The sequence below is a fragment of the Vibrio penaeicida genome, from assembly GCF_002933855.1.
Lineage (GTDB): Bacteria > Pseudomonadota > Gammaproteobacteria > Enterobacterales > Vibrionaceae > Vibrio > Vibrio penaeicida_A.
In genome coordinates this window covers 39137-65454 of the sequence record NZ_BFAQ01000035.1, presented here as the reverse complement: position 1 = coordinate 65454, position 26318 = coordinate 39137, and the positions used below count along the sequence as shown (strand labels likewise).

General features: G+C 41.8%; 23 protein-coding genes. 8 read left to right on the top strand and 15 right to left on the bottom strand.

Features of this window, described 5'->3' with window-relative positions; translation table 11 throughout:
- Positions 1 to 14: 14 nt before the first annotated feature.
- The 6 genes from VPNCDNU1_RS20845 to VPNCDNU1_RS20820 all read right to left on the bottom strand — a co-directional run bounded on the left by VPNCDNU1_RS20845 (position 15) and on the right by VPNCDNU1_RS20820 (position 6470).
- Complete coding sequence (locus VPNCDNU1_RS20845; protein WP_104402120.1) at positions 15 to 854, bottom strand: isopenicillin N synthase family dioxygenase; 840 nt, start codon at positions 852 to 854, stop codon at positions 15 to 17.
- Positions 855 to 1100: 246 nt separating this feature from the next.
- Positions 1101 to 2009 (bottom strand): ABC transporter permease, encoded by a 909-nt coding sequence (locus tag VPNCDNU1_RS20840; RefSeq protein WP_104402119.1) that lies wholly within the window; start codon positions 2007 to 2009, stop codon positions 1101 to 1103.
- Positions 2006 to 2974 (bottom strand): ABC transporter permease, encoded by a 969-nt coding sequence (locus VPNCDNU1_RS20835; RefSeq protein WP_104402118.1) that lies wholly within the window; start codon positions 2972 to 2974, stop codon positions 2006 to 2008. The genes VPNCDNU1_RS20840 and VPNCDNU1_RS20835 overlap by 4 nt, the downstream gene beginning before the upstream one ends.
- Before the next feature lie 47 nt (positions 2975 to 3021).
- Complete coding sequence (locus VPNCDNU1_RS20830) at positions 3022 to 3849, bottom strand: ATP-binding cassette domain-containing protein (RefSeq protein WP_104402117.1); 828 nt, start codon at positions 3847 to 3849, stop codon at positions 3022 to 3024.
- On the bottom strand, positions 3849 to 4778 hold the full coding sequence (locus tag VPNCDNU1_RS20825; protein WP_104402116.1) for an ABC transporter ATP-binding protein: 930 nt from the start codon (positions 4776 to 4778) through the stop codon (positions 3849 to 3851). The genes VPNCDNU1_RS20830 and VPNCDNU1_RS20825 overlap by 1 nt, the downstream gene beginning before the upstream one ends.
- Before the next feature lie 15 nt (positions 4779 to 4793).
- Positions 4794 to 6470: a peptide ABC transporter substrate-binding protein gene (locus VPNCDNU1_RS20820; RefSeq protein WP_104402115.1), complete on the bottom strand. Its 1677-nt coding sequence runs from the start codon at positions 6468 to 6470 to the stop codon at positions 4794 to 4796.
- A 487-nt stretch (positions 6471 to 6957) separates the two neighbouring features.
- Here VPNCDNU1_RS20820 and VPNCDNU1_RS20815 point away from each other — a divergent pair, with 487 nt between their 5' ends.
- Positions 6958 to 7590: a DUF2238 domain-containing protein gene (locus tag VPNCDNU1_RS20815; RefSeq protein WP_104402114.1), complete on the top strand. Its 633-nt coding sequence runs from the start codon at positions 6958 to 6960 to the stop codon at positions 7588 to 7590.
- Here the strand turns inward: VPNCDNU1_RS20815 and cutA are convergent.
- The 6 genes from cutA to VPNCDNU1_RS20785 all read right to left on the bottom strand — a co-directional run bounded on the left by cutA (position 7587) and on the right by VPNCDNU1_RS20785 (position 11841).
- The gene (cutA, locus tag VPNCDNU1_RS20810) at positions 7587 to 7910 is read right to left on the bottom strand and encodes a divalent-cation tolerance protein CutA (protein WP_104402113.1); all 324 of its coding nucleotides are present in this window, start codon (positions 7908 to 7910) and stop codon (positions 7587 to 7589) included. The two genes, VPNCDNU1_RS20815 and cutA, sit on opposite strands and share 4 nt — an antisense overlap.
- A gap of 85 nt (positions 7911 to 7995) precedes the next feature.
- Positions 7996 to 8247: a hypothetical protein gene (locus VPNCDNU1_RS20805; RefSeq protein ID WP_104402112.1), complete on the bottom strand. Its 252-nt coding sequence runs from the start codon at positions 8245 to 8247 to the stop codon at positions 7996 to 7998.
- 77 nt (positions 8248 to 8324) lie between these two features.
- Entirely contained in the window at positions 8325 to 9176 is an 852-nt protein-coding gene (locus VPNCDNU1_RS20800; RefSeq protein ID WP_104402111.1) for a DMT family transporter, read from the bottom strand.
- A 183-nt stretch (positions 9177 to 9359) separates the two neighbouring features.
- Positions 9360 to 11066 carry an SgrR family transcriptional regulator gene (locus VPNCDNU1_RS20795; protein ID WP_104402110.1) on the bottom strand — a complete coding sequence of 569 codons (1707 nt, stop codon included), beginning with the start codon at positions 11064 to 11066 and terminating at the stop codon, positions 9360 to 9362.
- A gap of 98 nt (positions 11067 to 11164) precedes the next feature.
- Positions 11165 to 11398 (bottom strand): DUF3389 domain-containing protein, encoded by a 234-nt coding sequence (locus VPNCDNU1_RS20790; protein ID WP_104402109.1) that lies wholly within the window; start codon positions 11396 to 11398, stop codon positions 11165 to 11167.
- Positions 11398 to 11841, bottom strand: a complete 444-nt coding sequence (locus VPNCDNU1_RS20785; protein WP_104402108.1) for a hotdog fold thioesterase — start codon at positions 11839 to 11841, stop codon at positions 11398 to 11400. The genes VPNCDNU1_RS20790 and VPNCDNU1_RS20785 overlap by 1 nt, the downstream gene beginning before the upstream one ends.
- A 63-nt stretch (positions 11842 to 11904) precedes the next feature.
- On the opposite strand from VPNCDNU1_RS20785, the gene VPNCDNU1_RS20780 reads away from it, so the two are divergent.
- The 4 genes from VPNCDNU1_RS20780 (at position 11905) to VPNCDNU1_RS20765 (ending at position 17405) form a co-directional block, all read left to right on the top strand.
- Positions 11905 to 12684, top strand: coding sequence for a M48 family metallopeptidase (locus VPNCDNU1_RS20780; protein WP_104402107.1), 780 nt, complete (start codon positions 11905 to 11907; stop codon positions 12682 to 12684).
- A 272-nt stretch (positions 12685 to 12956) separates the two neighbouring features.
- A complete protein-coding gene (locus tag VPNCDNU1_RS20775; RefSeq protein WP_104402106.1) occupies positions 12957 to 14207 on the top strand; it encodes an outer membrane protein transport protein in 1251 nt (416 codons plus the stop codon).
- A 19-nt stretch (positions 14208 to 14226) separates the two neighbouring features.
- Positions 14227 to 16665, top strand: coding sequence for a VolA/Pla-1 family phospholipase (locus VPNCDNU1_RS20770; protein WP_104402105.1), 2439 nt, complete (start codon positions 14227 to 14229; stop codon positions 16663 to 16665).
- 182 nt (positions 16666 to 16847) lie between these two features.
- Positions 16848 to 17405 (top strand): PhnA domain-containing protein, encoded by a 558-nt coding sequence (locus VPNCDNU1_RS20765; protein ID WP_104402104.1) that lies wholly within the window; start codon positions 16848 to 16850, stop codon positions 17403 to 17405.
- Between the two features lie 73 nt (positions 17406 to 17478).
- Here VPNCDNU1_RS20765 and VPNCDNU1_RS20760 read toward each other — a convergent pair whose 3' ends face one another.
- Positions 17479 to 17670 carry a hypothetical protein gene (locus VPNCDNU1_RS20760; protein ID WP_101114459.1) on the bottom strand — a complete coding sequence of 64 codons (192 nt, stop codon included), beginning with the start codon at positions 17668 to 17670 and terminating at the stop codon, positions 17479 to 17481.
- A 707-nt stretch (positions 17671 to 18377) separates the two neighbouring features.
- Between VPNCDNU1_RS20760 and VPNCDNU1_RS20755 the strand changes: the two genes are divergently transcribed.
- On the top strand, positions 18378 to 20015 hold the full coding sequence (locus tag VPNCDNU1_RS20755) for a methyl-accepting chemotaxis protein (protein WP_167404849.1): 1638 nt from the start codon (positions 18378 to 18380) through the stop codon (positions 20013 to 20015).
- Between the two features lie 55 nt (positions 20016 to 20070).
- Here VPNCDNU1_RS20755 and VPNCDNU1_RS20750 read toward each other — a convergent pair whose 3' ends face one another.
- Entirely contained in the window at positions 20071 to 20925 is an 855-nt protein-coding gene (locus VPNCDNU1_RS20750) for a LysR family transcriptional regulator (RefSeq protein ID WP_104402102.1), read from the bottom strand.
- A 157-nt stretch (positions 20926 to 21082) separates the two neighbouring features.
- On the opposite strand from VPNCDNU1_RS20750, the gene VPNCDNU1_RS20745 reads away from it, so the two are divergent.
- Positions 21083 to 21739: a glutathione S-transferase family protein gene (locus VPNCDNU1_RS20745; RefSeq protein WP_104402101.1), complete on the top strand. Its 657-nt coding sequence runs from the start codon at positions 21083 to 21085 to the stop codon at positions 21737 to 21739.
- Positions 21740 to 21846: 107 nt separating this feature from the next.
- Here VPNCDNU1_RS20745 and VPNCDNU1_RS20740 read toward each other — a convergent pair whose 3' ends face one another.
- Complete coding sequence (locus VPNCDNU1_RS20740) at positions 21847 to 23763, bottom strand: DEAD/DEAH box helicase (protein ID WP_104402100.1); 1917 nt, start codon at positions 23761 to 23763, stop codon at positions 21847 to 21849.
- Between the two features lie 380 nt (positions 23764 to 24143).
- Between VPNCDNU1_RS20740 and rnb the strand changes: the two genes are divergently transcribed.
- A complete protein-coding gene (rnb, locus tag VPNCDNU1_RS20735; RefSeq protein ID WP_104402099.1) occupies positions 24144 to 26114 on the top strand; it encodes an exoribonuclease II in 1971 nt (656 codons plus the stop codon).
- The last annotated feature ends 204 nt before the right edge of the window (positions 26115 to 26318 follow it).

The window sequence follows — 26318 nt, the reverse complement described above, 5'->3', positions numbered from 1 at the left end:
CTCGGCTACATTTCTTAGATTACACCGAGTTCGCGTAAACGTTCCGTTAGGTAGCTTCCAGCAGTGTGTCTATCTGACAAAACAACCTCTGGCTTCGGATGCAGGAAAAGTGGCAGTGAAATGCGCGAATGGGTTTGTTGCTCACCTGTTGGGTTGATCACTCGATGCGTTGTCGACGGGAAATAACCACCAGATGCTTCTTGAAGCATGTCACCAATGTTAATGATCAAATTACCAAAATCACAAGGCACATCTAGCCACTCGTCATCCTTACCTTGGACTTGCAGCCCCGGCTCGTTTGCTGCGGGTAAAACGGTGAGCAGGTTGATGTCTTCATGCGCTGCAGCGCGTATCGCTCCCGGCTCTTCGCTACCAGTCATCGGTGGGTAATGAAGCACGCGCAGTAAAGTTTGCTCGCTACCGTTGATCATCTCAGACAATGGAATAGAGAATTTCTCTTGAACATCAACTGGGGCATGCGCTTCAACCCAACCCAATAACTCTTGTGCAAAAGCATTGGCTTGCTGGTAGTAATCTAAAATTTGCTCTTTTAGCGAAGGGGGGATTTGACCCCAAGGGTAGACATGAAAGTACTCTTTGATGTCTTTAACTGTGTGCCCTTTTGCAATTTCTGAAACGCTTGGCGGAAAATAGCCATCCTGTGTATCAACATTAAATTGATATTGCGCTTTTTCATCTGTCATAAAAAACTTGTACCAGTTGTCGTAAATCGACTCTACAAGCTCTTTTTGAATAGGATGATTGCTCAGTACGCCAAAACCAGTTTCACGCAGGGATTTAACGAATTGCTCAGCAGCATCTGGAGAACGATAATCTACAGTTTCTAATTTCATGACTGTCTTTACTTTTATTGGTTATAAAGGTTATTGGAAGGTTAAAAGTTTAGACATCTACGTGACTCAAGACAAACATTTGAATGCATACCCCACTTTGTTTAACTGATATATGTGACAAATGACTCATTTATTTCAACTTCTGGCTTTACCTTAATTCAGACAACTTCGTAAGAGAACAAAAAAGGCAGTCACAACAATGACTGCCTTTGGATTTTGTTAAGAATTATTTTCTAAACTGGCGCTTTACGATTTAGGATCAATAGCTTCTTGTAAGCCATCACCCAAAAAGTTGATGGTGATAACGGTAAATAAAACCATGATGCCAGGGTATACCGCTGCCATTGGATAGCTCCACATCGCTTCACGAGCGTTTTGAAGCATGTTACCCCATGACGGAGTTGGCGGATTAATACCAAAACCTAGAAAACTAAGTGCACTTTCTGTCAAAATTGCACCACCAATACCCAGTGTGGTTGCAGTAATCACTGGCGCAATTACGTTTGGCACAATGTGGCGTGTCATAACAAACCAGCTACTCGCGCCGTAACCTATTGCTGCTTGTACATACTCACGGTGCTTAACAGAAAGCGTATTCGAACGTACAAGACGAGCTGCAAACGGCCACCCCAGTAAAGAAAGTACAACAACAAGTCGGTAAATACTGAAGCTGTCTGAACGGACAAGTTCTTCTGAAAAACCTAGCTTGGTCATATCAATACTTTGGATAAGAATCAACAACATGATACCAGGAAGGCTGATAATGAAATCGGCTGCACGCATAATGAATGCGTCAACTTTTCCACCGTGGTAACCAGCAACAACACCTAATATAGTGCCAATCACGGAGGTCGCAATTGCTGCCATAAAGGCGAAAGTGAGAGAAACCTGCCCACCGAGAAGCAAACGTGTGAAGATATCCCGTCCCAACTCGTCCGTTCCTAGAATATTATCTTCATCCGGAGCTTCAAAACGGCTGAAGAGGTCATCAGCGTACGGATCAACACCTAACCAACCTGCAATCGGGTTTGCACTGAAACAAACAATGGTTAGAGCTGCTAAGAAAACCATGGAAACCATCGCTAGCTTGTGACGGTACAAGCGTTGCGCCACCTGTACCCAAGGGTTTTGACTGCGTTTAGCAACGTGACTCATTTATTACCCCCTTTTGTCAGGTCGATACGTGGGTCAACTTTAGAATAAAGAATATCCGCAATGAAGTTCATGACGAGAATTGCCGTGGTAGCAACCATGAAACACAACATTGCAACGTTGTAGTCACTGCCGTTGATCGAATCAACGGTCAGCTTTCCAATTCCAGGCCAGCTAAAGATAGTTTCTGTAAGAACAGCGCCACTCATAAGTGCTGCAACATCCATAGCTAAAACAGTGATCATTGGAAGCATGCCGTTCTTAATACAATGCTTGAACAAAACTCGAGTCGAAGAGGCACCCTTTGCTTTTGCCGTTCTAACAAAATCTTGTCTGAACACTTCAAGCATGCTGGATCGCATGAAACGCGAAATAGAGGCAATGCTTAGCAGTGTTAAGCTCAAGATTGGCAGAATCATGTACTCTAATTTATCCAGACCTTCTACTCCGTCAGCCTCACCAGTTCCTCCCGCAGGGAAGATTGGGAATACGACTGAGAAAATCATGATGAGCATAAGCGCTAACCAAGCCGCTGGCGTTGAAAGGAAAACATAAGTAAGTCCGCTAATAATGTAGTCGGTTGCTCTGTTTTGCTTAACTGCACAAATGATACCGATTGGTAATGCAATAAAAATAGACAGTAAGGTCCCACTTCCCACCAATATCAAGGTGTTTTTCATCGCGTCCCAAAGAACATCGATGGCTGGTTGTGAGAACATACGTGAGTAACCTAGATCACCCTGCAGAGCATCTCCCAGCCATACGAAGTAGCGAACATAAACAGGTTTGTCCAACCCTTGTTCTGCCTTCAGGCGAGCAATGTCTTCAGAAGTAATATTTGGGTCACTTTGGGCCAATAGATCAATAGGATCGCCTGGCATTAGTCCCATAAGGTTATAAGCTGCAAATGAGGCCAGTAAAAGCACCAATAGCATTTGCAGTATCCGTGAAATAAAAAAGCTAGTCATATTAACGTCCGAGCTGTTTTTTCAGCTTCTTAATCTTGCTTGCCATATTACGCCGATTTCCTTTCCGATTGATTTCGACGACGAGCGTTTCCAATGTCCGGTACCGCGTTCAGCAGTTCTTGGCTGTAAGGGTGTTTTGGACTTGCAAAAAATTCTTCTTTTGTAGCTTGCTCCACAATTTCGCCAGCTTTCATAACGACAATTTCGTGTGCAAGGTGGTAAACCACCGCCATATCATGGCTAATGAAGAAAAAGGCGATACCGTGTTCTTCTTGAAGATCTTTAAACAAATTAAGGATTTGAGACTGAACAGATACATCCAGTGCAGACAAGGGCTCATCTGCAATGATGAGTTCTGGTTTAAGCATCAGTGCACGCGCAATAGCGATACGCTGTCTTTGTCCACCAGAAAATTCATGAGGATACTTGGTCAAAACATCTTCACGCATCCCTACCCAATCAAGCACTTCCAAAGCACGAGCGCGCTGAGTTTCCTTGTTGCCAATTCCGTTCACTTTCATAGGTTCGATCAGTGATGCAAGAATAGGCATACGTGGGTTAAGTGCAGAATACGGGTCTTGGAATACCAAACCAATGCGTTGACGTAGCGGGCGTTGGGCTCTCGCACTAAGACGCGAAATTTCTTGCCCTGATAGGTAAATATCGCCGGAATCCGGTACTTCTAACATACTGACCATTCGACCCAAGGTCGATTTACCTGAACCAGATTCGCCAACAACAGCAAGCGTTTTACCCGGTTCAAGGTTCAGAGAAATGTTCTTTGTCACGTGAAGATATTGTGGTTCACCACCAAACATCGACCCCGCTTCGAGTACATAGCGTTTTTGTAAATTTTTAACTTCCAAAAGAGCCATCAGGATACGCCTCCTTTGCTAAGTTGACGCTGTTTTGCAACATCAATGTAATAGTCGAATAGTTCAGGACAGCGGTCGCGGAACGTATAGTTATCACCACGTTGATCCAACGGAGGTACACTGCCTGGAATTGCGGGTAATCGGTCTACATTGACGCCGACACGTGGGATGGTATCGAGTAATGCTTGTGTATACGGATGCTGAGGATTATCAAAAATTTCGTTTACGTCTGCTAGTTCAACGACTTGACCGGCATACATAACCATAACGCGGTCCGAAATTTGAGAAACAACACCAAGCGAATGGCTAATAAACTGAATCGCCGTTCCGGTGGTTTCACGTAACTCTTCTAGCAAATCGAGCACTTGAGCTTGAACCGTAACATCCAAAGCCGTTGTTGGTTCATCAGCAATGAGAACTTTAGGCTTACACGCTAGCGCCATTGCAATCATTACGCGTTGGCGCATTCCGCCTGATAGCTCATGCGGAAATGCTTTGGCTCTCTTTTCCGGATAAGGAATATGAACCTGTTTGAGCATTTCAATTGCTCGGTTCATCGCTTCTGGTTTCGAAGCGCCTTCATGAATGATGAACATTTCCGCCACTTGCTCACCCACAGTAACCACTGGGTTTAGTGCGGTCATTGGTTCTTGGAATATCATTCCAATACCTTCACCACGGATTTGTTGATATCGCTTTTCCGGCATTCCGACAAGATTTTCACCTTCGAAAAGAATTTCGCCAGATAGCTTTAATTTTTTATCCAGTAAACCCATAACAGATAATGATGTAAGAGACTTGCCACAGCCCGACTCTCCAACAATACCTAGAATTTCACCAGCTTTGATTTGATAATTGACATCCTTTACAGCTAAGTGCGGCCCTAGGGCCACACTCATATTGCGAACGTCTAGTATTACTTCACTCATAGACATTCCAATCGCTTATTCTGCACGAGTCCAGTTTTCAGCCCAGAAGCTTGAATACGTTTGATGACCAGTTGGTGCCACACCTTTTAGCCATTTAGGCATAATGAAGCTGTCTGAACGGTAGTAAAGAGGCAATGCTGGTAGGTCTGTCGCGTATAGGTTTTGGAATTTTTTCCATAACTCCATACGTTTTTCAAAGTTTAATTCAGCATCGATAAGATTAATTAGGTTATCCATTTCTTCACTTTGGTAACCCGCATAATTTTGACCCGACCAACCATTCTCTTTCGTTGGAATGTATTCAGAATGAAGCGTTGTTCTTGGTAGCTGCTCAGGTGAAGAACCCCATGCAAACATCGCCAAACCTTTGTGTTTACGTTCATTTAGCGTTGTACCAAAGTAAACACGTGCTGTTTGGTTGTTGATGACAGCTTTAATACCAACCTTTTTCCATTGACCCTGAGCAAACTGCTGTACAAGTTCACGTGTCTTATTACCGGAAGTTGTCATAAATTCGATTTCTAAAGGCTTGCCGTTCTTCATTTGAACGCCATTCACCAATTTATAGCCGGCCTCTTTGAGGAGTGCCTTAGCTTTCTCTGGATCGAAGTTATATGAGAGAGTTTTAGGGTCAAACGAAGAATCTAGCGGACTTACACTTGAATTGGCTACTTGGTTTTTGCCATTGAATAACTTTTTAGTTAGCAATTCACGATCTAGACCAAAGAGCAGCGCCTGGCGTACTCGTACGTCTTGCAGGTGTTCATTTTGAAGCTGAACATCTAAGTGCTCATAGAGCGCGGCTGGGCGAATATCTACGTTGTACTTGTTACCAAATTTCTTCTCAAATTGAAGCGCTTGGTCAAGAGTCAGACCCATTTCACCTGGAATAAAGTCGACATCGCCAGACAGCAAGTTTGCTTGGAGTGCTTGCGTATCTGAAACGGTTTTGATGGTTACTTTACCGAAGTGTGGTTGTTTACCTTTCCAGTGCTCATTCAGACCTAGCTGCACAAACTGCCCTTGTTTGATGTTTTTAATTGTATAAGGGCCATTGTACAAACCCGAGTGAGTCGGCTCGGTAATGTATTTTGTATTTAGGTGATATTCTTTCGGGTTTGACTGGAAGATAGACTCTTCCAAGTGACGTGGTAACGCATCAGGAATGTAGTAGGCGTTATATTTGTAAGAAACGCGGTCTACATAAACATTTACCGTGTGGTCGTCGACAATCTCAAGCTTTTCCATATGCTGATATGTTGAAAGACCAGCATTTCCTTGAACATCTGGTGAAGTAGCAACCTCGTACCAAAACTCAACATCTTTCGTTGTGATCGGCGTACCGTCACCCCAGAATAGATCTTTTTTGAATTTAACGGTCATCTTAACGCCTTGCTTGCTTTCACCCTCTTTCGCATGAGGGCGATCAACAACAACTGCTAGACCATTTTCAAAAGTAGGAACCTCTTCACAAAGAAAACATGTCAGCTTCCATTGCTGATCAAATCCTATAGTGCCACGGTGTGTAAAGCCATGAGTGTAAGTTTTTGCAACCATGCTATCGATAACAGGGTGAAGAGTAGAAGGGAATTGTGAAATGCCCAAAGTCAGTTTGTCGTTAGATGCGAAAGCTTGACCGCCTAGCAATGCTGTTGCACCTGCAAGCGCCAATACGGATTTCTTTAACGTCATATTAATCTCCATATCTTTATATTGAGCCGTTAGTGAATTCCATCTATGAAATTCTAATTAAGCTCTATTCCTTAAGTGATAAGTGCGGAATTTATAGGTGAATTTTAGATTTCTTCACCCCAAACCTGTGATTATCACAGAATTTTATACACAAAATAGACATTCAATGTACTTTCTTTATAAAAAGCGATGCAATTATCATTTGTAATAATTTTTTAAGCGATGATTCATGTAATTTGGGGTAAAGGCAAACAATTTAGTTACGTAAGTAGTTATAAGTTAAGTGTTTTGTTCAGTTTATAGTTATTTTTTCGGATCAAAATCTCAAATGTGGATGTAACATCAGTCTCCTTCCTTGAAACATCTTTGTATAAACATCAAACAATCTCTTACCACCCTCTATCCGTTTTCCTTTAAAATACTACAATTGCACAGTGTTCGATTGTATGTATAATTGTGTCGTTGATTCAGTTTCTAAGGTGACAAAATGAATTCCATACGCTTAATTTTAAAAAACCGATTATTGGCTCTCTTGTCCATCAATTATATCGCCATTCTTATCTTTTCTATGATCAATCCCGCTTCTTGGGCCGTTTGGACAGCAGAGATTATTCCGGTAATACTCGCATTTCTTCTTATTGTTTTGACCTATCAACAATTCCAGTTTAGTAACACAGCTTATCTATTTATGTTTGTATGGCTATTCATGCACACCATTGGGGCGAAATATACTTTTGCAGAGGTTCCTTTCGATTGGTTTAACAACCTAATCGGCTCTGAACGCAACCATTATGACCGCGTGGCACACTACTCTATTGGATTTTGGGCTTACCCAATTGCTGAATACTTATTTAGAAAAGGTCACGCCTCTCTTGTCGTTTCATCTTTATTTGGCTTGTTTGCCTTAATGAGCGTGGCTGCTGCTTACGAAATCATTGAGTGGTGGTATGCGGATCTAGCAGGCGGGAATGAAGGGATCGCATTTCTAGGTTCACAAGGAGACATATGGGATGCACAACGTGACATGCTGTGCGACACCTTGGGAGCAATAACCGCCTTGGGGGTATTTTTATTCAACTACAAGAATTTGGATAACTCAGTTGAGTTCAACAAATCTTAACCAACGGTATTATTTTTCACCCACTCTAGGTAGTCAGGCAAACCAGATTGAATTGGAAGCTGTACAATTTGCGGAACATCATAGTTGTGCAGCTTTTTAATTGTATTCTCGACTCTTTTGTAAAGTTTAGATTGAGTTTTAATTATCAGCAGTTGCTCGTCATCCTGACATACCTTCTCGTCCCATACATAGTAGCTTTCGATAGGCATAACTTGGATACATGCAGATAGTCTTTCTGAAAGCAGACCGTTAATAACCTTTCTCTTAACAACGTCGTTATTGACAGTGCTAAGAACAACACAAAATTCAGAGTCAGACATTTAGGCGTATTCCTTCCAAAGATTTTTACGTGAATTTGTTTTTATTTTTTAGGGGCAAATACCCTAACTTTGGTTTTCAAAGATCTTATTTTGCAAATACTTTACCGCCAATCATTTTATTCGCAGGGACACCACGAATGATGGTTTGGCGTGCGAACTCTACTCCACAGCTCGGACATGTACATGATTTGTTCGTGTGGTCTTCAACAATCCTTTCGAGAAAACATTTCACGAGGGATCCTTTCCCACCTTTTCGGTATTTGTAGAGTTTTGTTCGGCATTTTGAACAAAAAACATCAACCGTTTTTGTAGGTTGCTTTTTATTGGGTTTCGCCACGATGCATCCGCATAATTTTGGTTGAAAATAGGTGTGAAACAGTATTGCCGCAGTGGCACTTATTGTTAAGAGCTACGCTACTCTCTTGAGAATAGTGTTAGCCCAATTCCGCCAAGTACTAAAACAGATGATACAGCAAACCAGATTGTAATAGATTCCCCTACGAATATAAGCCCTCCAAATGCGGCTATTACTGGTACAGAAAGCTGTACCACACCAGCCTGAAGACCAGAAAGCTCCTTGACCGCCAAATACCAAATTGCGTATCCAACACCAGAGGCAACACTTCCAGACATTACTGCATAAACAACACCTTCTTGCGTTGTACCACTCCAATCTATAATCCAAGGCAAAGCAAGAAATATCGGGATCGATGCTCCAATAAAATTGAGTTGGGTCGAGACGAGTGGTGTTTGGCTACTTTTACCGTGCAGAGTATACCACCCCCAACATACACCAGAGATCGCCATAAGTGAGGCGCTAGTGAAATCTGGCTGAGTAGCACTAGGAAGAAGTAATATGATTAAACCCGCAAAAGAAACGATCATCCCTACAAGTGATAGAAAGCGCATTTTTACGCCTTGGACAAGTGATGTAAAGATAATGGTAAGTTGTACTAACCCAAATAGTATCAGCGCGCCGCTCCCAGTTGAAAGGTCGATATAGGCGTATGAAAAGGTAATAGCATAGCCAAAAAGGAGAAGGCTGCCCTTTATACTGAATTCATTTGAAAACAATGAAGGACGTCTCGCTTTATTGCTTAACATAACCAATACAAAAAGCGTGATTGCTCCAGATATCAGCCGAATAGAAGTAAAAGTGCCAGGGTCTATTTTACCATCCGCTAATGCAAGCCTACAGAGCACGGAATTACCAGCGAACGCTGTCATGGCAAAAAGTATATAAAGTTGAGTTTGTATAGAAGGCATCAAGCTTATCCATTCATCGTTAATAAACTCATCATCGCCTTGTTGCAATTATAAAACCAGCCTATTTTTGCTGGTTTTATAATCATATGGAATATACCTAAGCTATCTCAAGATGCTTGATTCAGCGAGAGTTAATATTTAATGCTCTGGGTTTAGCTTGTTAAAGAAGGTTTCGAGCAGGTCTTACTTTGTTATATCTGGTAGAACGGTATCTGGCTTCACCCATACGTTACTAAAATCAAACCACCCTAGTGCATTGGTTTTTGCATTTTGAAGAGAGCCACATTGATCTTTGCTTAACCCCATCCAGCCGTGAAACATTGGAATTATGACTTGGCTTTCTACGAGCTCTTTTCCCAACTGTTTTGCAGGAAATGCGGTATCGGGTTCTGCGCGCCAAGTGTTAATTAACGATCGCCATTTTTGGAACTGTTCTGGCTTGCACATATTATGAATATCTCCGTAACTTAAAAACCACCCTAACAGCCCATCGTCTCGATTTGTACTAATCCCCATTGGCTTTATCCAAATATCAATGTCTTCCATGCGCTCTGGTTCTACATCGTATCGAATGTACTCAACGGTCAAACCGTCTTTTTTAAGCAGTTCTTCAATAGCTTTAGCGTACATTTTAAAACCAGGATGGAAACAGTGGTATGCCACTTTAACGATCGCATCCCTTGAGGGAACGGGCTCTGAAGGCACTGGGTGGCAGTGAAACCAACCAGGCTTCAATCCATGTGCATGTAAAAGACCTTGTTCCACAATCTTATCTTTAGGCATGAGTTCGAATACGTTGAAACAGTTCAAACGCGAACAAAAATAGTCTGCCCACCGCTTTTCTTTCGCTAGCCCTTGCTTTAGGTTCAATAGTAAATAGGTACAGCCGGGGTCAAGCTCGACGTCTTCATGTTCTCGATGAGCAGGTTTAGTTGGATGCTGAAGGCTTGGGTAAACAAGTGTTGAATAGGTTTCGTCAATCACCCAAACTTCCACCTTATCAATGAGCGGTCTAAAGCCAAAATACCCATCAAATGCTTCCAATACTAACCGCTTATCATCATTGAGTAATACGCGATAAGGGCCAGTGCCAATTGGCATACGATCCATTTGGTCATCGGGTAGTTGATTCGAAGGCAGTATTTTGGCTTTGGTTTCGGTAAGCAGTAACGGCAAATGCCAATCTGGCATGGAAAGATGGATATCGACAACATAGGCTGACACGCCTTCAACCTTATCAATATGATCAAACATTGAGCAACACGCTGAATGCGTTAAGCTTTGCACAACATCTTGTGACGTTAGCAAATTACCATTGTGACAACGAACACCGGGACGAATGTAAAAACGCCAATGTTTCGCAGTGATCATTTCCCAATCGTGCGCTAGGTCACCTTGAACAAGTTCATTCTCATCAAGCTTAGTTAGCCCTGAAAATACTTGTCTAATGATATGCTGCTCTGAACGGCGTGTTGGTTTATGAGGGTTAAGCATTTTCAGTGCGCGATAATAGGGTAATCGCACTACTTGCTGACCTTCCTGATGCTGTAGCCCTAAATAATCTTGTATTACTTGAGTTAAGCGGGTGGCATCGTGCTCCAAAACATTAAGTGCTTGACCTATTTTCCCCTCTTCTAAATAGCGCTTGGCTAAGTTTTCACTCACGTCTTGTTTGTTTCTTCGAAAAATAAGCTGCGATAGCTTCCCTCTACCCGCCGCAGGGTGCCACTCGATCCAACCTTCTTCAGCAAGCTTGTTAAGCACAATTCGTGCATTTCGGCGAGTACAAAATAATATTTCGGTTATGTCTTCTAATTGAACGTTACTGTCGGTTCCATTGTAATGCTCGAATAACGTTTCAAATTGGCTTCGAAGGCGCGGACTACTCATAATGGGGAAAACTCTCCAAGAAGAAGGAAGAACGAATTTCCTTATTTTATCATCGCGCTAACCAAAGCTCTACAGTCCGCAAATTCGATAATTATTAATTACTGAATATGGATCCCAATATGCGATGCCAGTTCAGTAAGTTGCTCCTCATTATCAAGTTTTACCGACCACTTTGTTTCCGAACTATTAGAAGTTATGACATTGGCCCCCTTGCCTATGAGCGTAATAGCATCGACTTGAGAGTGCAGCGTTGTGCGATGATCGCCATCAATCTTGATGACAATTTCGTGAAGCGTTGCTATCACTTTTCCGCTTTTAAAGGAGATAACCATTAAACCGAGCCTTTTCGAGTTTTTACGGCAATTGTTAAGCGGCTGGTACAAATCAAACGGTCTTGCTCATCAACTAAATTAATTTGCCAAACCTGCGTAGAAATACCTAAGTGCAAAGGGCTTGCTGTACCCGTTACCGTTCCTTTTCGCATTGCACGTATATGATTAGCGTTAATATCTAAACCGACACAATAGCGTTCATCGTCGACAGCAAAATTCGCAGCAATAGAACCGAGTGACTCGGCCAACACTACTGACGCGCCACCATGAAGCATGCCAAGAGGTTGATGTGTAATAGCGCTTACTGGCATGGTCGCACTGATGGTATTCTCAGTAATATTGGTATATACAATATTTAAATGTTCCATTAGCGTGTTTTCAGATGATGCATTCAAAATGCCGAGACTGATGTCTTTCTTCCATATACTTTCTTGTTGTGCCATTCAAATTGTCCTGCTTGAAGTGATATAATTTAAATAATTGAAACATAAACATGGAGCCCGTTTATGATGTTAAAACGAATAGCTGTCGCTTTAACTACTGCAACTATGATGGCATCTTGTACCACATCTCCTACTGGTCGCGATCAGCTGCTTCTCTTTTCTCCGAATGATATGGCTAATTTAGGCTCTAGCTCATTCGAGCAGATGAAACAAAAAGAAAAGATAAGTGATAATAGCAAAATTAACGCTTATGTACGTTGCGTTACCGACTCCATAACTCAATATATACCACCTCAACCCAATTTTAAGGAATGGGAGGTAGTTGTATTTGAAAGCGATCAAGTTAATGCATTCGCGCTACCAGGCGGGAAGATTGGCGTCTATACAGGGTTGCTCAAAGTCGCAAAAAACCAAGACCAACTTGCAACCGTTATTGGCCACGAAATAGCACACGTTCTAGCTGATCACGGTAACGAACGATTGTCTAGTTCTCAGCTCGCTAACGCAGGTTTGAAATTAACAAACATCAGCCTACAAAATTCAGAGTACCAAAGTTTAGCAATGGGGGTGCTAGGTGTTGGCGTGCAGTACGGGGTTTTAATGCCTTATGGCAGGAGCCAAGAGTCTGAGGCAGACATACTTGGGCTCGACCTAATGGCAAAAGCCGGGTTTGATCCTTACCAAAGTGTAGAACTCTGGAAGAATATGGCGGTTGCTTCTGGCGGAAATACCCCACCAGAATTGCTTTCTACCCACCCGTCGAATTCAACAAGGATCTCTAACCTTTCAAATCGAATAAAAACATTAACTGGTACGATTAGCAACAAACCAAACTGCACTTAACTTATTGAAACAGCGAGTAATAACACTCTTTTATTGCTCGTTAAATAACCCATTGACTCAATTATGTTAATTGAGTCACACATGTGTTTGTAATTATAAAAATACCTAGTAGTAATCCTTTCTTCTGTCGCATAAAATCCCACCCAGCTCTCATTTCATACTAATGATTTAAACAACTGTTTAACAAATCGGAAACATATCTCTAAGATTAACCATAGCCAAAAGGCTAATCCCACTCATATAAATACAAGTCTTACCCAAGGGGACCAAGGATGAAAATTAAGCACTGCTCTCTGCTTACAATATCCATATTGTTTGCGTGTAATGTAAATGCAGCCGGATTCCAGGTTGCTGAGCACTCCGCTTCTGGTTTGGGCCGCGCATTTTCTGGTGAGGCTGCAGTCGCAGACAACGCCAGTGTACTTGCACGTAACCCAGCAGCAATGACACTTTTCGACAAAGCTCAGTTCTCTGGTGCAATTTCTATCATCGACCCCGAAGTCGATGTGAATGACGTAACTAATAATCAATATTCCAAAGATGTTGCACCGATGCAGTTTGTCCCTGCTTCTTATTACATCAGCCCAATCGATGATAAGTGGGCTTGGGGTGTAGGTCTTTTTACAACTTATGGTGTGGGTACAGATTATCCAGACACAATTGCAGCGGGCGATATGTCTGGTAACACTTCTCTTGCATCCGTAAACCTCAACCCAAATATTGCCTATCGCGTTAACGACAATTTCAGCGTAGGTGCAGGTGTAAACCTAGTTTATGCAATAGCAGAATTGGATCGTCACAAAGGTTCGCTATACCCATTTATTGGCGGTAGCGCGTCAGACAAATTAATTTCAATGGAAGGTACAACCTTTGCGTTTGGTTGGAATATTGGTGCCCTATACGAAGTAAATGAAAATCATAGATTTGGCTTCGGTTATAGGTCCTCTGTGAAATTGGATTTTGACGATGGAAAATTCACTGATCACGGAGGTACAAGGGTTTCTGATTCGAGCAAAAATCCAGTTAAGGGTCAACTCAAGATCGAGTTGCCTGACATCGTTGAGGTATCGGGTTTTCATCAGTTAGACAGCCAATGGGCTGTACATTATAGCTGGCAACGTACCATGTGGAATAAATTTAAAGAACTTAGAGCGACAAGCCCTGATTGTGATTTAAATGACGGAATCTGCTTCTTAAAGGAAGAGGATTACTCAGATAACAACCGTTATTCTACTGGTGCAACTTATACAATGAATTCCGACTGGACTTTACGTGCTGGTTTAGCATTTGATGAACAAGCAGGAAAGACGACACTTAGTATCCCTGACTCTGATCGTATTTGGTATTCTGCTGGCGCTACCTACGCCTACAGCGAAAATCTCACATTTGATGCAGGTTTTGCGCTTGTTAAAAGCAAGAGTGGCACATTCAAAGAAACGAACGCTGGCGATCAAGAGCTGACTTTTGAAAGCTCAGGTTCCGCTTACATCACTGCACTTCAAGTTAATTACACATTCAACTAATTCAGACAGGGTATAAACAATGACTAAGAAAAATTTACTAGCGGTCATTATTTCCGCTTCGATACTAGCTGGATGTGGTGATGATGTAAAAGTTACTGGTGATGAAACTGGAAACTTAGAGCAATACTTAACTGAGTTATCGTCTAGAAACACATCTATCGACTTTACCTTGCTGGGCAGCAATGCTTGGGTTCCACCACCAAGTGCCCTTCTAATGGATACAAACGACGGAACCCTAAAGTTACCTACTAGTGGAAATGATGCCCTCTCCAACCCGTTAGCGGCGATGAATACCGCTGATGGTTGGTCGTTAAGTATGCCAATAGCTCTTCGGTTTAAAGGTACAGGTTTTACGGCTGGAACTTCAATAACTTCAGGTATCACCATATTGAAGCTTTCGGGAAAACTGACAGATTCAACACCGCCTTCTATAACTGGTGCTATTAGTTCATTTGTTGCGACGACTACATCAGATTCGATCGTAATTACTTTCACTCAACCTTTAGACCCTAGTTCAGACTATATTTTCGCTCTGACTGATGGAATATTAGACAAAAATGGCGATCCGATTGGAACATCGCAAAGCTATGCAGGTCTGAAAACCTCAAACACAACCTACACTGAAGGCAGTTTGGCATCAGCACAAAAAGTCGTAAAAGGTGTTGAACAGTATATGGCAGGTGCTTCAATTGACACGAAAACCATCATATATTCTTCTTGGTTTTCAACCCTATCTCTTGGCTCATCACTATTTGCAACTAAATCTGGTTATGGTTCTGCCATCGGGCAAAGCAATGATCTGACGAAGGTTTGGAAGGGAAATGCAATCGAGTCTAGTGTTGACTCAACAAATCCATTTGTATTGACGTTTGGCACTTCTGTTGATTTCGATGAGGCGCTATTAGCTGATACGAACTTCACTCAGTATGTAGGCACAACAAGTTCTCAAAACAATGTGGCGGGTTTGTACTCCGGTACGAACAATAACACGGTTAATGTAACGAAAGGCACCGTCAAGCTGCCCCACTTCTTGAGCAAAGGCGCAGATTGGAACACAGCACCTTTTGAAGCTGCCGGACCAAGCCTTGCAAAATTAATTAACGCGCTTTCAAGTTCAGCTGATGCAACTGCCATAAGTGCAAGTTTGGTAAGTGCTGGTGTAGATCCATCACCACTTTCAACACTAGCAACAGCAACATCCGCTGAGCAGTTTGCGTTTATGCAATCGCTGGTGGGTGTTAACATTACACTTGCAGATGGTTCACGATTAGATACTGAAAGAGTACCAACTCGCTTCACTCCTTTTGCAAAAATTCGCTCTATGGAAACGGTAAACTTCTTACTGTTTACGCCAACAACGATTCCTGCAAATATGCCGATTGTTATATATCAACATGGTATTACCTCAGCCAAAGAAAATGCTTATTATTTTGCAGATAAACTTGCCAGAGGCGGTATAGGCGTAATTGCTATTGACCTCCCTCTTCATGGAGAAAGAAGCCTTGATGCTGCGAGGTCTGCCAATGCTTCAGCATTAGCCTACATCAATTTAAGCAATATACCTGTTGCTCGAGATAACCTACAACAAAGTACGTTTGATTTACTCGGTTTAAGGGCTTCGATAAGTTTGGCTTACTCTGTAAGAAGTAATTCATTTACAGGCACCCCACTTGCGGGAGCAGCCAATCCACTAGTTACCACGTCAGCTCCAAGAATTTATGGGCATTCCCTTGGTGGGATAGTTGGCTCTTCAACAGCCGCATATTCAAATCACCAAACAGGTGATACATCTACAGACACTGCATTGAACTCTTTGTTTGCCATTACTTCATCAGCAATTGCGAACTCCGGGGGTCAAATAGGTAATTTATTGATGGGAAGTGCCAGCTTCGGACCGCTGATAAAACATAATTTGGGACTAAATAGTAACGACGAATACAAGGCATACGTAGCGAGCCAATGTAACTTGACTTCTACTTCTACCTCGAAAGAGCAAGGGGCATGTTATGCACAAATGGCAGCCGATAGCACTTACAATGCACTTGAGACTGCGTTAGAGGCTACTTTCTTGCAGTTTACTTATGCAGTTCAAACCGTTATCGATGGTATTGACCCAATCAACATGACAGATTTAATCGACGATAAGCCTTTCTACCTATCTCAAGTTGAAGGTGATTTAACGGTGCCTAACACAGTAGCAACAGCACCGTTAGCAGGAACTAAGCCAATCGCAGATCAAATGTCTATAAGCCCGGTTAATAGTTCGAACACCACACCAAGTGACAATACGAAAGTGTATATTCAATTCAGTTCTGCTGACCACTCAACGGCAATATTCCCTCAAGATCAAGCATTTGCAGATCAAAATCATCACAATGAGATGATCAGGCAAGTGACTGACTTCTTATCTGATAACAAGCTTGATAGCGTTAGTAATTCGCCATCTGTGTTACAGTGATCCGCTAATTAACAAAAAACATAAAAGAGCCTTCGGGCTCTTTTTTTATACCTATTAAATATGAAAAAAAAGATTGAAGTAAGAAATAGAAATATCGGGACATTAATAGCATCAATGCCCTTTTAATCGTAAGGATAAAATGCATAATACACCCCACTTATTCCTACAAAGGTAAGACCTTAATGTCTACTGAATCTACTCTGATAGAGCGTTGTGGTTCACAATGCGAATTGTGTGCATCTCAAGCGCCTCTGCAGCCTTATATTGTTGCCCCACACTCTATGGTCACTGTCGACCACGCCATTATGCTTTGCGGAACGTGCTTAAACGAAATTGATGAACCTCGAGATATCAACCACTGGCGCTGCTTAAACGACAGCATGTGGAGCCCAGTCGCTCCTGTTCAAGTGATGGCATGGCGCCAGTTAAAGCGTTTGTCAGCAGAAAGCTGGGCTCAAGACGCTCTAGATATGATTTACCTAGAAGACGACGTGGCAAAGTGGGCAGAGATTGGAATGGAAGACGATGCTGAAAAACCACGCGACGTTAATGGTGTAGAACTCAAAAAAGGTGACGACGTAACAGTCATAAAAGACTTGCCCATTAAAGGCTCAAGTCAGGTTATTAAGCAAGGTACTGTAGTACGTGGTATTGGACTAACTGATGACCCTAAACATATTCAGGGCAAGGCAAATGGTCAGGCTATGTTTATCATTGCTGAATACTGCCGTAAGAAGTGATATTGAATTTTTTGTGTTTGCCTTAATAAAAAATGCCAGCTAATTAAGCTGGCATTTATACTTGCGAAAAGTGTTAGCGATAAAGTCCGATATCGCGTTGTAGGTAAGATGAAAGTTGACCAACATTGTGCTTTGGTTCTACTTTACTTTCTACAAACAAGATATCCAACAAATGAGCAATCAATCCTTTGATATTTAACGCATAGGTCTTTGATTCCATAGACCCTGGAGCAGCTACTGTTTCAATGTGCATTACCTGTGCCATGATTGCCTCACAAATTATTCTGTTTTCTCGATAGCTCAGATAATATTCGTATTCTAAAAATTCAAAAAATGACTTTTATTACATATTCAGATTAGATTTTCTAATGAAACACTTCTTTAACATACTCTTTTTTAGTAAACTATTTATAGTGACTTTTTATTCAACATAGCCTTTAAAACTGTCACCCGATCAGAATATATATTCACCAGCATGTTCGGGATTTACAAATAAAGAACAAAAATAATTTTCATTTATTTAGAAATACCATTAGATATTCGTTCCCTAATTCTATTTAGTTCGCCCGTCTTATTCGCCTCACCTAGCGCTCTACAGAGTTAGACCACACCATGTGCAACATTTTTTATATATAGCTCACTTTATCATCAAGAACTGTGTTCTAAGTATTTTCATTAGATTGCTTCCTTATGTGCTAAGCATCTAAAAGGTAAGATTTAGTTTCATTATACTATTTATTATCAATCTTTCTGTGCTAGCGAATTTCATTTAGCCAGAAGCTCAAGGCAAGCCTCTTGTTACACGCTGTTACATAGAGCATTCAAAATAAACGTACGTTGTTTCAAACACTTAACAAAACAACCTGATAGTACATAACATTATGAGTTAATTACGCATTTCTTTTATTCGATAACAGAATAAAATCAACGCCCATTTTTAAAATGTTTCGATGTGCAATCAATGGAGTACGCATGCTTAACCGCCTATTAAATCGACTTAATGTATCAGCAAAAATACAGCTGATTATCATTGTAGCTAGTCTCATAATTTTTGGCGCAAAGCTATTTTCCGCATTGAACCTAAAAGATCAGATGATTAACGAAAGAAAGCAAGCTGCCGAATCTTTGGTTCAGAGTGGTATTAGCCAAGTTAATCAGATTGAAAAACTTGTCACTCAAGGAAAACTTTCATTGGAAGAAGGTCAAACCAGAGCGATAGATCTGATCAATACAAAGCGATATGGAAGTAGCGGCTATTTTTGGCTTAATGATATAGATGGTGTAATGGTCACACACCCAATTAAGCCTGAACTGAATGGCAACAATATGGTAAGACACAACACTGCTTATATCTCAAATGCGTTTCGACAATTTGTTGATACGGCACGTACAGAAGGCAGTGGATTTGTTGCTTATGACTGGCCAAAACCGGGCAGCAGCGAATTAGAAAAGAAAGTGTCTTTTGTTTCAAAATCCAATCAGTGGAATTGGGTGTTAGGAACAGGCGTGTATTTCACCGATGTTGAACAAGCGTTCGAAGATGAATTGGTGTCTACCTTAGTTCATACGTTTATTTTTGTTGTCGCTCTTGTTATTTTCTCAAGCCTGATTGCTCAAAATATATTAAAGCCTTTAAATAAACTTACTCGAACAATGTCTCTCATTGCCGATGACAAAGACTTGTCAATCGTCATGAAAAACAAAGGCAAAGATGAGCTAGCCACGATGGCAACGGCTTTCAATAAGATGAATACGAATCTTCGTGATGTTGTGGTTAATATCCATGGAAACACAGATTCATTAGCATCTCAGGCTGAAGAGCTGTCTAGTGTGACACAACAAATACAATCTGGTATTCGAGATCAAAAGGAACAGACGCTCGCAGTTGCCAACCGAGTTGAACAACTTACCCACTCTGCTGATTTAGTTTCCGAAAAAGTAGAAGTCGCGTTACTGACCACTAGGGAGTCGACCGACACTATTGCAAGTGGCACCCAAAGCGTTCACGAAAACCTAGATGTAATTCAAGGAGTCGCCGAAGAGGTACAAGCAACCGTAAAGATTGCGGAAAACTTGGAAACATCCTCCAACGAAATAGGTGATATTCTTGATGTAATTAAGCAAATTGCAGAACAAACAAACCTATTGGCACTGAATGCCGCGATTGAAGCTGCACGAGCTGGTGAACAAGGCCGCGGATTTGCCGTTGTCGCTGATGAGGTTAGAACACTCGCCCAACGTACACAAGAATCGACTGGAAACATCCAACGTATAATTTCTGATCTGCAAACGGGCGTTCAGCACACAGTAAACTCGTTAGAGAACTGTCAGCACAAAGCAGAACTAGGAATAGAAAAGGCAACAAGCTGTGGCGACGCTTTAACAAGTGTGCAAGCCTCAATTAAAACATTGGCCGAAATGTCTACTGACATCGCGAATTCAGCAGAAGATCAACGACACCAGATACTCAGTATTGGAAACAGTATATCAAGCATCTCTGAAGTCGCTGAACAGACGGAAATTGGAACCAATCATACATCTCAATCTAGCGAGCAGCTTAGTGTGATGGCACAGCGTTTAAATGGGCTAGTGAATGCGTTTAAAGTGTAGATTTCTTTGTATTGCCAACTATTCTATCTAAGAGGGAGCATTCGCTCCCTTTCCTTTATGACTCGGTAAATTCAGTCTGATATTTGTCACTCAATCGCCTAGCAAGGTCTTGTGGAAATTTGTTTCTCGCAATAGATGATGTAACCAGAACAATATTGATATTAGGCAACTTGGGTAACCAAGATAATTCTAACTTATTAACCCCTTCTCCCATACTTTTAGAAGCCATCGCCCCTAACGCTAGTCCCCTTTTGACCATACTTCGTTGTGCAACTGCACTTCCACAACTGGATATAATTTGGAACGGGATATCGAGTTTGATAAGCCCTTCCGTCGCCGCGTGATAAAACTTACAATCTTTTTGGAATAGTGCCAATGGTAAAGGTTTTTGTTCCAATAACGTTTTATCGTCTCCAATAATCCAGACTCCACTGTCATTGGAGAGTAAATACCCTTCCTCACTGCTTGGTAGGCGAGTCACAATACCGACATCGAGCCGTCCACTATCAAGCATGATCCGTACTCGATTACTCGGGGCACAAGTGATTTGCAGGTCTAAGCTATCAAACTCCTCATGCAGTAAACTCACTAGGTTCGGCAAAATGGAGTCTGCATAATCGTCTGGGCACCCCAAACGGATTACGGTTCGAGTTTGCTGGTTTTTTATTTCACTGACCGTTTCGTCATGTAACTGGATAAGATTTCTCGCATACAAAGCTAACCTTTGACCATCACCTGTTAACGCCAAGTTCCTCCCTTCTTTAACAAACAGAGGCTTCTCAAGCTCACTTTCAAGCTTTTTCATTTGCATACTGATTGCAGATTGGGTTTTGAATGTTTGTTTTGCCGCTCTTGTAAAACTACCGGTATCGACAAACGCCAAAAAACTTCGGAGTGCCTCAATATCCATATCTATTCCTATTTAGTATGACTCTGCACATATTCTCGTATGAGTGATACTCAAATTACCCATTCATAATTCGAATACAATCTATAAAAACTACTCATTAGTTTCGTTCACTACTTTTCATTAACTTTAAATGAACTTCATCCACAAGGAAATGCGAATGCTGTTAGTTATTGGAAATAAAAATTACTCAAGCTGGTCGTTACGAGCGTGGTTAATGCTATATAAATCAGAGGTTAAATTTGAAGAGAATCTGATCCAACTTGATACGCCGGAATTCTATACAGAGATAAAAAAATTCAGCCCCGCACAAAAAGTACCAACCTTAGTTGATGGCGACCTTACGGTTTGGGATTCTCTCGCTATCTGTGAATACATCAATGATTCTTATATGTCAGGTACAGCTTGGCCTGAGGACACAGCACAAAAAGCGAAAGCAAGATCGCTCGCATCAGAAATGCATTCAGGTTTTATGGCATTAAGAAATGAAATGCCAATGAATATTCGAGCGAGAAGACGTATTAACCTTTCGCAAGAAGCCGAGGCTGACATAGCCAGAATTGATCAGATTTGGTCTGAACAGTTTAGGCAGTTTGGAAGTAATGGAGGTTGGTTATTTGGACGTTGGAGTATTGCAGACATTATGTACGCACCAGTTGCACTTAGATTCAAAACATACGGTATTGAGCTATCGCGGGAGGCTCAGGCTTATCAAGAACATGTTATGGGCTGTGAAGCGACTAAGAAATGGATAGAGGATGCGTTAAAAGACGAAGATATTGTTAACAAGGATGAAGCTGGAACAAAGGTACTATAAGAATATATACTGACAAATATAATTACGGCTGAACAATAGAATTAAAGTTGAAAAACTCACTAATTGAATATTAAAAAAGCAGGTCCTTGGACCTGCTTTCTTTAATTTTACGCTTCTACACTGCGTGTGCGAGGAGCTCTTTCGCCACGATGGCTTCCACGGTGATCGCCACCTCGGTTACGATCGAAACGACGTTCGCCACCTTCACGGTTTCCACGACCTTGTCCACCTTCACGGTTTCCGCGACTTTGACCACCTTCACGGTTTCCGCGACCTTGACCGCCTTCACGGTTTCCACGATAGCCGCCGCTACCACGGTGACCTTCGCGACGTCCGCCTTCACGGCGTCCACGAGATTCGCGGAAATCATCAAAATCACACACTACAGCACCAACTTCTTTCTGGCGAATACGCAATTTACGTAGTTTACCAGCGACTTCAGAAGTCATTGCTTTAGGCAGCTGTACGAATGTATGACCTTGCGCAAGTTTGATTGCACCGATAGAACCTTTAGTCAAACCTAGCTCGTTTGCTAAAGCACCAACGATATCTTTAACCTGTACGCCTTGTTCACGGCCAACCTGAAGCTGGTAAGTATCCCAGTCTTGGTTGTTATTACCGTAACCACGTGCACCATCGCGACCACCTTCACGGCGCTCTTTACGACGTTTCTTATCGCGCTCAATCGCTTCAATCATTGGATCTTCACCAATGTAGAACAATGGGCGTTTGCCCTGTTGGCGTTTAAGAAGAATCGCCGCCAATGTTGCAGCATCGATTTCTAGAGACTCTTGTAGTTTCTCAATCAAGTCACCAAACTTGTCTAATGCTTTATGCTCTTTTTCAGCAGCAAGTTCATTACCAAGTTTAACCAAACGCGCTTCCGCTACTTTGTCACGAATAGGAAGTTGGATTTCTTCCATAGATGACTTAGTCACTCGCTCAATAGTGCGAAGCATACGGATTTGGTTTGTGCGAACAAGAAGGATCGCTTTACCTTTACGTCCAGCACGACCAGTACGACCGATACGGTGGATGTATGACTCTACATCGAATGGGATATCGTAGTTAAATACGTGAGTGATACGCGGAACATCAAGACCACGCGCAACAACGTCTGTAGCAACTAGGATATCGATAACACCTTGTTTGATGTGATCAACAGTACGTTCACGCTGAGACTGAGGAATATCACCGTGCAGAGCGGCCGCTTTAAAGCCACGTGCAGATAACCAATCAGCTAAGCGCTCGGTATCTTGACGAGTACGAACAAAGACAATAGAAGCATCAGTTTCTTCGGTTTCAAGAAGACGAGACATTGCTTCGTCTTTTTCAACACCTTTAACAACCCAGAATTGTTGTTCTACTTTATCAACGGTGTGGTTCTTACCTGCAACATCAATGTGCTCAGGATTACGAAGGAATCGCTCTACGATGTTTTTAAGCATCGGAGGCATAGTTGCAGAAAACAGTACGCGCTGCGCAGTTTCTGGAGCTTGCTCCATGATCCAAGTAACATCGTCAACAAAACCCATGTTTAACATTTCGTCAGCTTCATCAAGAACGAATGTGTGGACTTCGTCTAGGTGTAGACGGTCACGATTGATCAAGTCTTGAACTCGACCAGGAGTACCGACAACAATGTGCGAACCTGACTTAAGTGAACGCATCTGATCAACGATAGATGCACCACCGTAAATCTCAAGAACTTTAAGCCCTTTGATGTTTTGACCTAGGTTCTTAATTTCAGCCGCTACCTGAATAGCAAGCTCACGAGTTGGGGCAAGAACAATTGCCTGTGGCTTACGCTGGTTTAAATCAAGCTTATTAAGAAGAGGAAGAGAGAAAGCTGCAGTTTTACCCGTACCTGTCTGCGCTTTACCTAGAGCATCTTTTCCTTCAAGAAGATGAGGAATAGCTGCTGCTTGAATTGGAGTTGGAGAAACAAACCCCATACCTTCAAGTGCTGAAAGAATGGCGTCGTTAAGTGCTAATTCACTAAACTGAATTACAGAATCTTGCATTGGGATCCCACTATATTAAAACAAAAACAAACGGTCCCACGTGCTCTACCAATTCCAATACCAATCCAGAAGGTATACTGACTCCGTTCAGATGCGGATAAGTAATAAAACGCATCAAGCCGCTAGGGACATCATTAAGGGAGACGGATTCTGCCTGAAAAGCACAAGAAATACCAGAAAAAATTGAAATTCATCACATTTTTCATTGTTTTCCTCTTTTTTGGGTCATCAAATGGACATGTTGCACACTTTTGCATCTTCGCTCCCCTACTTTATAAAGCTTTCAACCCCACTAAATAAGGGGAAAATTTCGACTTTATCTAGCATTGGAGAAATTCAGACTATATAGTTAAGCGGATAATTAACAGCGACCAATAAAGATGTTTCAAGATAACCCGTTACTAGCTCAATTAAAGCAGCAAATAAAAGAAAACCTTCCAACTAAAGAAGGGACTATTAAAGCAACAGACAAAGGCTTTGGATTTTTAGAAGTAGACAGTAAGACTTCTTTCTTTATCCCACCTCCTTACATGAAAAAGTGTATGCATGGTGATAAAGTTGAAGCCATCATTCGAACAGAGAATGAAAAAGAAGTTGCAGAACCAGATAAACTAATCGAGCAGTCTTTGACCCGCTTTATTGGCAGAATTAAAATGTTCAAGGGTCGCTTAAACGTGATCCCAGACCCCCCCCAACTTAAAAAGTTCTCATTAAAAGCAAAAGCCAAGAAAGGGGTAAACCCAGAAAGCTTAAGTGAAGGAGATTGGGTTGTTGCTCATCTGACACGTCATCCCCTTACAGGTGAAAATGGTTTCTTTGCAGAAATTTCCAAAAAAATCACCGACGCGAACGACAAGATTGCACCTTGGTGGGTAACGCTCGCTGAAAACGACTTACCTAACAGCGAGCCGGCTGGCATTGAGAACTGGGAACTTAAAGACGACGCTGATCTTAAACGCGTCGATATGACGGACGTTCCTTTCGTTACGATTGATGGTGAATCGACGAAAGATATGGACGACGCGTTATATGCTAAGAAAAACGACAATGGTAGTTTTGAGCTCACCATTGCAATAGCCGACCCAACAGCCTACATCACACCAGATGATGAAATGGATAAAGTCGCTAGAGACCGTGGATTCACGATTTACTTACCAGGCAGAAATATTCCAATGCTGCCACGTGATTTAGCCGATCAACTTTGTTCTCTCTTGGAAGACGAAAACCGCCCTGCCCTATGCTGCTCTGTCACAGTCAGTAAAGATGGCGTTATAGGCGACGATATTCGATTCTTCGCAGCGAACATCAAATCTCATGCACGTTTAGTCTACGACCATGTTTCAGATTGGTTAGAAACAGGTTCTTCAGACAACTGGAAGCCTAGCGACACTATTTCAAATGTAGTGAAAGACTTGCATGAGTTTGCAGTAGCACGCGCAGATTGGCGCGAAAAACATGCTGTCGTCTTTCCTGATCGCCCAGACTATCGCTTCGAATTGAGTGAAGACAACGATGTTGTCGCAATACATGCTGATTCGCGCCGTACGGCAAATCGCCTAGTTGAAGAATCTATGATTACCGCAAACATCTGTGCGGGTAAAGCGCTTAAAGAAGGTTTTGGTACAGGCGTATTCAACACTCACGCAGGTTTCAAAGAAGATAAATTGGCTGAAGCGTTAGAGTTAATCAACACCGACAACGCTGAGCCGTTTTCCGTTGAACAAGCCAAATCTCTAGATGGATTCAGCAAAATTCGTCGTTGGTTGAGCGAGCAAGATACGTCGTATTTAGATAATCGTATCCGAAAATACCAAGCATACAGTGAAATTGGTAACCAACCAGAGGCTCACTACGCTATGGGCTTGGATATTTATGCAACGTGGACATCGCCTATTCGTAAATACGGAGATATGATTAACCACCGTATGCTTAAAGCACTCATCCTCGATAAAGAGCCGGTTCAAAAGCCAGATGATCAAGTTGGTGAAGAATTGGCGCTTCATCGCAAGCATCATAAAATTGCTGAACGCAATGTAAGTGATTGGCTATATGCGCGTACATTAATAGATGCACCTAAGAACAAAACCTGTTTCCAAGGTGAGATTTTCGACGTAAACAGAGCAGGTGTACGTATCCGAATTTTGGAAAATGGAGCGTCTGCTTTTATACCGAGCTCACAAATTTTGGATAATAAAGAACGCATTGAATGCAACAGTGAACTCGGTCAGGTCATCATCGATAAGTCTGTTGAGTGGCAACTAGGTGATGTGCTTGAAATTATCTTGATCGATGTCAACCTTGAAAATCGTAACCTTGTCGCGAAACCAACTAAAGTTTTTGGAACAAAGTAAACACTTCTCAAAGTTTATATAAAAAATAATCACTTAAGAGCTCTCTAAGAAAGGAGAGCTCTTTTTGTTTTCATTAAATAAAATGCGTATTTCAGTTAAAGCAACGCCTTATCAATTACTTACGTTAACAAACTTCTAGTTGTCTCATTAATTGGCATCAGTCATAATTCAGCTCAACTTTCCTTGATTTCAAAAACTCAATAG

Bases quoted from the DNA above. Each gene is read 5' to 3' on its own strand.
- VPNCDNU1_RS20845 (WP_104402120.1), bottom strand. From the start codon at position 854: ATGAAATTAGAAACTGTAGATTATCGTTCTCCAGATGCTGCTGAGCAA.
- VPNCDNU1_RS20840 (WP_104402119.1), bottom strand. From the start codon at position 2,009: ATGAGTCACGTTGCTAAACGCAGTCAAAACCCTTGGGTACAGGTGGCG.
- VPNCDNU1_RS20835 (WP_104402118.1), bottom strand. From the start codon at position 2,974: ATGACTAGCTTTTTTATTTCACGGATACTGCAAATGCTATTGGTGCTT.
- VPNCDNU1_RS20830 (WP_104402117.1), bottom strand. From the start codon at position 3,849: ATGGCTCTTTTGGAAGTTAAAAATTTACAAAAACGCTATGTACTCGAA.
- VPNCDNU1_RS20825 (WP_104402116.1), bottom strand. From the start codon at position 4,778: ATGAGTGAAGTAATACTAGACGTTCGCAATATGAGTGTGGCCCTAGGG.
- VPNCDNU1_RS20820 (WP_104402115.1), bottom strand. From the start codon at position 6,470: ATGACGTTAAAGAAATCCGTATTGGCGCTTGCAGGTGCAACAGCATTG.
- VPNCDNU1_RS20815 (WP_104402114.1), top strand. From the start codon at position 6,958: ATGAATTCCATACGCTTAATTTTAAAAAACCGATTATTGGCTCTCTTG.
- cutA (WP_104402113.1), bottom strand. From the start codon at position 7,910: ATGTCTGACTCTGAATTTTGTGTTGTTCTTAGCACTGTCAATAACGAC.
- VPNCDNU1_RS20800 (WP_104402111.1), bottom strand. From the start codon at position 9,176: ATGCCTTCTATACAAACTCAACTTTATATACTTTTTGCCATGACAGCG.
- VPNCDNU1_RS20795 (WP_104402110.1), bottom strand. From the start codon at position 11,066: ATGAGTAGTCCGCGCCTTCGAAGCCAATTTGAAACGTTATTCGAGCAT.
- VPNCDNU1_RS20790 (WP_104402109.1), bottom strand. From the start codon at position 11,398: ATGGTTATCTCCTTTAAAAGCGGAAAAGTGATAGCAACGCTTCACGAA.
- VPNCDNU1_RS20785 (WP_104402108.1), bottom strand. From the start codon at position 11,841: ATGGCACAACAAGAAAGTATATGGAAGAAAGACATCAGTCTCGGCATT.
- VPNCDNU1_RS20780 (WP_104402107.1), top strand. From the start codon at position 11,905: ATGATGTTAAAACGAATAGCTGTCGCTTTAACTACTGCAACTATGATG.
- VPNCDNU1_RS20775 (WP_104402106.1), top strand. From the start codon at position 12,957: ATGAAAATTAAGCACTGCTCTCTGCTTACAATATCCATATTGTTTGCG.
- VPNCDNU1_RS20770 (WP_104402105.1), top strand. From the start codon at position 14,227: ATGACTAAGAAAAATTTACTAGCGGTCATTATTTCCGCTTCGATACTA.
- VPNCDNU1_RS20765 (WP_104402104.1), top strand. From the start codon at position 16,848: ATGTCTACTGAATCTACTCTGATAGAGCGTTGTGGTTCACAATGCGAA.
- VPNCDNU1_RS20760 (WP_101114459.1), bottom strand. From the start codon at position 17,670: ATGGCACAGGTAATGCACATTGAAACAGTAGCTGCTCCAGGGTCTATG.
- VPNCDNU1_RS20755 (WP_167404849.1), top strand. From the start codon at position 18,378: ATGCTTAACCGCCTATTAAATCGACTTAATGTATCAGCAAAAATACAG.
- VPNCDNU1_RS20750 (WP_104402102.1), bottom strand. From the start codon at position 20,925: ATGGATATTGAGGCACTCCGAAGTTTTTTGGCGTTTGTCGATACCGGT.
- VPNCDNU1_RS20745 (WP_104402101.1), top strand. From the start codon at position 21,083: ATGCTGTTAGTTATTGGAAATAAAAATTACTCAAGCTGGTCGTTACGA.
- VPNCDNU1_RS20740 (WP_104402100.1), bottom strand. From the start codon at position 23,763: ATGCAAGATTCTGTAATTCAGTTTAGTGAATTAGCACTTAACGACGCC.
- rnb (WP_104402099.1), top strand. From the start codon at position 24,144: ATGTTTCAAGATAACCCGTTACTAGCTCAATTAAAGCAGCAAATAAAA.